Here is a 6,000-nt window from a genome sequence, read left to right as displayed (position 1 = left end):
CCAAACCGCAGCCAGACTCAGCAGCAATATCATTGATTTCAGATCCAGTGACGGTGACGGTGACGACATCTTAGGTTCTCCGGTTTTTCATTCGACCTAAAAGATCTGCCCTGCCGCTGTCGACCCGTTTCCTGCGCATGCAAGATGCGGGTCCATCTTAGCCGCACGGCCTTGACCGGCAAACACGCACGTCCTAAGCGGTTTCACCACTTTCCCGCGATGTTCGCGCAAACATCGAATGTTTACGCTAACATGTTGGCGCTAAACTCTTTCACCTGCCCGGGCACAGGCATATAGAACCCCCAAATCCATATCGGATATCTGCTGTTCACTGGAAGGATAAATCATGACTGTCACTGTTGCAATTAACGGATTTGGCCGAATTGGCCGCTGCACGCTTGCGCATATTTCCGAAAGCGCACGTGATGACGTGAAGGTCGTGAAGATCAACGCAACTGGGCCACTGGAAACAGCCGCGCACCTGATGCGCTATGATTCCGTGCACGGTCGTTTCCCAAATGACATCATCGTGGGCGACAAGACCCTTGACCTGGGCCAAGGCCCGATTGAGATGTTCTCGACCTACAACCCAGAAGAACTTGATTGGTCCGGTGTTGACGTGGTTCTGGAATGTACTGGCAACTTCAATGACGGCGAAAAAGCCAAGGTTCACCTGGAACGCGGCGCAAAGAAGGTTCTGATCTCAGCGCCTGCGAAAAACGTTGAGAAAACCATCGTTTATGGCGTGAATGACGAACTGCTGACCGCAGACGACACGATGATTTCCAACGGCTCTTGCACCACCAACTGTCTGGCACCGCTGGTTAAAGTGTTGAACGACAGCATTGGTGTTGAGCGCGGCATCATGACCACGATCCACAGCTATACAGGTGATCAGCCAACCCTTGATCGCCGTCACAGCGATCTGTACCGCGCCCGCGCCGCCGCCATGGCGATGATCCCAACCTCCACCGGCGCGGCCAAAGCCCTGTCCGAGGTTCTGCCCGAAATGAAGGGCCGTCTGGACGGTTCTGCCATCCGCGTGCCAACCCCGAATGTATCCGCAGTGGATCTAACATTCGAAGCGGGCCGCGACGTGACCGTGGAAGAAGTGAACGCAGCCGTAAAAGCAGCCTGTGAAGGCCCAATGGGCCGCGTGATGTCCTATGACCCTGAGAAAAAGGTCTCTATCGACTTCAACCACACGCCACATTCTTCCATCTTCGCGCCAGATCAAACCAAAGTCATCGGCGGCCGCACCGTGCGCGTTCTGGCATGGTACGACAATGAATGGGGCTTTTCCGTGCGCATGGCAGATGTTGCTGCGAAAATGGGCAATATGTAATCGCCTCTCCCAGAATTTCAAAAGCCCGGTCTTCGCGCCGGGCTTTTTATATGCGGTGACACATTATTCCTGCAGCCAGCCTCATTTCTGGTTAAGCATACACCGCAGATGGTCTTGCATGTCTCTGCAGAAACAGCGAAACTAACATCAGCGCTGCAATCGCCTCAGGAACTCCGGTGACGAACACTTCTGCCATTACCATTTTCACCATCACCGTCCTTGCCATGATCTTCGACGGCATTTTTAATGGTGGCGAAGCGACACTTTTCCTGTTGCGTAAATTTGATGATTTGCGTGAATGGCTGGCCTTCTGGCGCTAGAATACAGATTTACATCACTATTTCGTTGCTGCCAGCTCTTTTGCGCTTTGTGGTTGACCCAGGCCGGAAAATGCACATGTTAGCGATAACACAATTTTAGCGGAGGCCCTCTCATGGCTGTAAAAGTTGCAATTAACGGATTTGGCCGGATTGGCCGCCTTGTCTTGCGGGCGATCATTGAATCCGGCCGCACCGATCTTGAAGTCGTCGCTATCAACGATCTCGGTAATGTCGAAATGAACGCATTACTGCTGCAACATGATTCAGTTCACGGACGTTTTCCACATGAAGTCAAAGTCAGTGGCGACAGCATTGATGCGGGACGCGGCCCGATCCGGGTGACAGCCCTGCGCAATCCCGATGATCTGCCCTGGTCAGATGTCGACGTTGTGATGGAATGCACGGGTATCTTTAAAACGCGCGAACTGGCCTCTGTTCATTTGGGCAACGGTTCCTCCAAAGTTCTAATCTCTGCCCCGTCATCTGATGCGGATCGAATGGTTGTCTACGGCGTTAACCACGACACTTTGCAGGCCTCAGATAAGATTGTCTCAAACGCGTCTTGCACCACCAATTGTCTGGCCCCGGTTGCAAAAATCATCAACGACACTGTCGGCATTAACAAAGCCTTTATGACCACAGTGCACAGCTATACAGGGGACCAGCCAACCCTTGACCGTCTTCACAAAAAAGACCCGCGCCGCGCCCGCGCTGCAGCCCTATCAATGATCCCGACATCCACAGGTGCCGCGATTGCAGCAACAAAAATCCTGCCCGAATTGGAAGGCCGCCTAGACGGTGTCGCCATTCGTGTGCCCACGCCAAATGTGTCTTGTGTCGATCTGACGGTGGATTGCGCCCGTGACACAACAATTGAGGAAATCAACGCGGCGATTGTCAAAGCTGCAAATGGCCCGATGAAGGCAATCCTTGATGCAACAGACAAGCCGTTGGTGTCCACAGACTTCAACCACGATCCGCATTCTTCCATCTTCCAACTGGATGAAACCAAAGTCATCGGAGGCAATATGTTGCGCATCCTAACCTGGTATGACAATGAATGGGGATTTTCTAATCGGATGTGCGATACAGCCGCGCTGATGGGAAGCCTGAAGTAACAACTGTCAGGCGGGTTGCCCCAACCGCTGAGATAACCCGCCTTTCATTAGGGATTTTACCATCTGTCCCTTATCGACCAGACAGCGGGCAAGTTCTGGCGTCTGGAATTCAAGTTCGGGAAACAGTGTATAGATCTCATCCAGCGCTTCGTTTGACATCGCATTTTTCGCCTGAGGTCCAAGATACAGGCTCTCTGTTGGGGCGCCTTCCGCATAGATCACCTCATGGCGATCAAACAGCAGATGATGATAACTGATATCGGTGACATTTTCGTCCACGTAAATTCCGGATAACCGTGTCAGTTTGATCGCCGGGATCATAACTTCGTCCTCTCCAAACACCCGCTTCACCTCAGGCCCCTGCACCACCATCCGGTGTTGCCGGGAAACCAGAAGGTCCCGCGCAGGCAACGGCGCAGAAAGTGTGCCACCCAAAGTACCTGCAGATATGCGCACCGGTAACAGTTTTGGATTCCGCCGCAACCAAGCCCCGGTAAGCACCTGTGCCCCAACCCAGCGTAATATCTGCCAACCATGGTCGCGGGTGAGAACACGATCCCCCGCGCGCAAGGCCTCAACCGGCCGCATCCCCATTGCGGTTTGAACACGAGTGCCACCAGCCAGACAAACAATCTTTGGTTCATGGCTTTCCTCGCGAAGAACCCGAAATTGGTCAAGCCCTTCATCAAAGAACTTCGGATCAATAAAGATCGGGTTGTTTACATCAAGATCAAGCGTAACCGGATCCACGGGGATGATCATCGCATCCCCGCCATGCAGGTTGAAGATATTAATCACGGTATATTGCGCTTTCGCGCCGGAGGCAGAATCTGTGAATTCAATCACTCTTACGCCTCTCCCACGAATATCAGTGTCCAGCACACCATTAATTCGCAGATGATCATCAGGGTCAGTCTTGCCAAAACCAATCTGCGTTCCGGGATCCGTATCCGTCAAAAAAACAGATTCCGGGCCACTTTTCACCGTTTGGATGTCTCCATCGTCGATCGTCACATTCCCGTTCAGACGGTATGCGTTGCTGATTTCCAGATTTGATACGGAGATCACCATTTCAGTGATGCCTTCTATGCCTGTTTCGCCCCTCAATTGTATTTTGAGGAATTTCAGGTAATTAGATCTTTTCTGAATATTGTCAATTGGCGGCGAAATGATGATAAATCAATTCAAATAAACTAAATGTGATGTATGGGAAAATACCTGAGAATTTAATTCTAAATACAGATAATTTGTTTTTTTTGACCTTTGCCCAGCCAGTCAAATGAACGGAAAATGGAGAGACCCAACGCACCGACACAGCTCGGAACTCAGCATCAGAAAGGAAGCCTGCCGACACTCTGTCATTTATTGAAATCTCGGGATCTCAAGCGTTGTAAAGTTTCAAAACCCCGCCTTCAACGGCTTTAAGATCTTTGATTTTTCTCAGTTACGGCCAAGCTTTTCGTAAAGCGCAGCCTTTACTGCAGGGGGCACAAACTTAGTGACATCCCCATCAAGCCGGGCAATTTCTTTCACCAATTTAGATGCAATCGCCTGGTGCTTTGCATCCGCCATAAGGAAGACCGTTTCGACTGATGAATCAAGGGAACGGTTCATACCAACCATCTGATATTCATATTCAAAATCTGCAACAGCCCGAAGGCCGCGCACAATGATCTGGGCACCGACATCACGGGCACAGTTGATCAGAAGGTTTTCAAACGGGTGTGCTACGATCTCTGTACCGGTTTCTGCTGAAAGCACAGCACATTCCGCCTCAATCATCGCCACACGTTCCTCAAGCGAGAACATTGGCCCTTTATCACGGTTGATTGCAACGCCGATCACAAGACGGTCTACAAGTTGCGCGCCGCGGCGAATAATATCAAGATGTCCGTGGGTTACGGGATCAAATGTACCTGGATAAAGACCAATGCGCATGGGGTGCTCCTTGTATTCCTTGTGGCACGCAACAATATTACGTCCCGGATTGCAAGAATTTTCTGCAGCGCAGAATACTGTACCATGCACTTATAGAAACAAATAGTCATTTACATTGAAGAAATCGCATCAGACACTATGCCCGGATTTACCCATTGCAGAAGGCGCTTCCCATGGATCTTAAACGATACGGGCAGATCAATGTCCACAGCATTAACCCGCTTCTTATGGTTATTGATGATTTCTGCACCCAAGACGAGATCCACGATCTGCATACGCTTATTGCTTCTCTGAACTTTGAGGTCGCAGCAATAGGGACCAAGGCAGTGAATAGGGTCGACACCACGTATCGATCTGCTGAGCAGGCTATACATAACAACGAATCCCAGACCCTGTTCCGCCCGATCCGGAAACGGGTCACAGAACTTTTCCAGTATCCAATTGACGCATGCGAGCCGACTGCACTGTTAAGATACGAGCAGGGACAGGAATACAAAGTCCACTTAGATTCAGGAACAAATCCGGATTGCGAAAACTATGGACGTATCTTTACCGCTGTTCTTTACCTGAATGATGACTTCTCAGGAGGCGAAACAGTTTTTCCGCGCATTGACGTAACTGTCAGACCAAAAGCTGGCAGCCTTGTGCTATGGGCCAACAAACGCCCGAATGACAGTGCAGCTCATCCGCTCAGCCTGCATGCCGGGCATCCTGTTAAAAGCGGAACCAAATACATTGCCAGTTTCTGGATCCACCGCCCTGACGAAATGCAGGCCCTTCGGGCAGCCCAAGAAAATGCGGCACCTAGTGCCCCATGATCATGCCTTGAAGCGCCTCTTTTTCCATAGCAAGTTCAGACAGTTGTGCTTTCACGACATCCCCAAGTGAAATCAGGCCAATCATACGACCCTGATCAATCACCGGCATGTGGCGAAAACGTCCCTCTGTCATTTTGGCCAGTACTGCGTCTGTATTGTCATCCGGTGCGCAGGTCACCAGTTTCTTCGTCATCAGCGCATCGACCGTATCCGCCATGCATCCCGAACCGCGTTTTCCAAGTTCACGCACGATATCACGTTCAGACAAAATCCCATCAGCACTGCTTCCGTCTGCAGAAACCACAACTGTCCCGATTTTCTTTTCCGACAGAAGTGCTGCGGCGTCGGATACGCTGGCTCCGGGTTGCAGTGTCACAACCCCTTCTGCGGACTTACCCTTCAGGATCTGTTGTACAAGCATACGGTTCTCCTCATGAATGAAATACAGTTTCAGCGTGGCC

At 51.0% G+C, this 6,000-nt stretch carries 7 protein-coding genes; 4 read left to right on the top strand and 3 right to left on the bottom strand.

Features of this window, described 5'->3' with window-relative positions:
* The first annotated feature begins 346 nt into the window (after window positions 1-346).
* The 3 genes from gap (ACPGUT_RS12030) (at window position 347) to gap (ACPGUT_RS12020) (ending at window position 2,783) form a co-directional block, all read left to right on the top strand.
* Window positions 347-1,345, top strand: coding sequence for a type I glyceraldehyde-3-phosphate dehydrogenase (gene gap / locus ACPGUT_RS12030; protein ID WP_423991703.1), 999 nt, complete (start codon window positions 347-349; stop codon window positions 1,343-1,345).
* A 176-nt stretch (window positions 1,346-1,521) separates the two neighbouring features.
* Window positions 1,522-1,665 carry a glyceraldehyde-3-phosphate dehydrogenase gene (locus tag ACPGUT_RS12025; protein ID WP_423991701.1) on the top strand — a complete coding sequence of 48 codons (144 nt, stop codon included), beginning with the start codon at window positions 1,522-1,524 and terminating at the stop codon, window positions 1,663-1,665.
* 113 nt (window positions 1,666-1,778) lie between these two features.
* The gene (gene gap, locus ACPGUT_RS12020; RefSeq protein WP_423991699.1) at window positions 1,779-2,783 is read left to right on the top strand and encodes a type I glyceraldehyde-3-phosphate dehydrogenase; all 1,005 of its coding nucleotides are present in this window, start codon (window positions 1,779-1,781) and stop codon (window positions 2,781-2,783) included.
* Between the two features lie 6 nt (window positions 2,784-2,789).
* Here the strand turns inward: gap (ACPGUT_RS12020) and ACPGUT_RS12015 are convergent, their stop codons facing one another.
* Together ACPGUT_RS12015 and coaD are read right to left on the bottom strand one after the other, a co-directional pair.
* Window positions 2,790-3,854 (bottom strand): Hint domain-containing protein, encoded by a 1,065-nt coding sequence (locus ACPGUT_RS12015; RefSeq protein WP_423991697.1) that lies wholly within the window; start codon window positions 3,852-3,854, stop codon window positions 2,790-2,792.
* Between the two features lie 369 nt (window positions 3,855-4,223).
* A complete protein-coding gene (gene coaD, locus ACPGUT_RS12010) occupies window positions 4,224-4,721 on the bottom strand; it encodes a pantetheine-phosphate adenylyltransferase (protein WP_423991695.1) in 498 nt (165 codons plus the stop codon).
* A gap of 173 nt (window positions 4,722-4,894) precedes the next feature.
* Here coaD and ACPGUT_RS12005 point away from each other — a divergent pair, with 173 nt between their 5' ends.
* The gene (locus ACPGUT_RS12005) at window positions 4,895-5,539 is read left to right on the top strand and encodes a prolyl hydroxylase family protein (RefSeq protein WP_423991693.1); all 645 of its coding nucleotides are present in this window, start codon (window positions 4,895-4,897) and stop codon (window positions 5,537-5,539) included.
* On the opposite strand, the gene ACPGUT_RS12000 is transcribed toward ACPGUT_RS12005, so the two are convergent.
* Window positions 5,526-5,960 carry a CBS domain-containing protein gene (locus ACPGUT_RS12000; RefSeq protein WP_423991691.1) on the bottom strand — a complete coding sequence of 145 codons (435 nt, stop codon included), beginning with the start codon at window positions 5,958-5,960 and terminating at the stop codon, window positions 5,526-5,528. The two genes, ACPGUT_RS12005 and ACPGUT_RS12000, sit on opposite strands and share 14 nt — an antisense overlap.
* Window positions 5,961-6,000 lie beyond the last annotated feature (40 nt).

It is taken from the genome of Halocynthiibacter sp. (assembly GCF_049608145.1).
GTDB lineage: Bacteria > Pseudomonadota > Alphaproteobacteria > Rhodobacterales > Rhodobacteraceae > Halocynthiibacter.
Note: the sequence above shows the minus strand (reverse complement) of the source record. Positions and strands in the feature narration are given on the sequence as shown.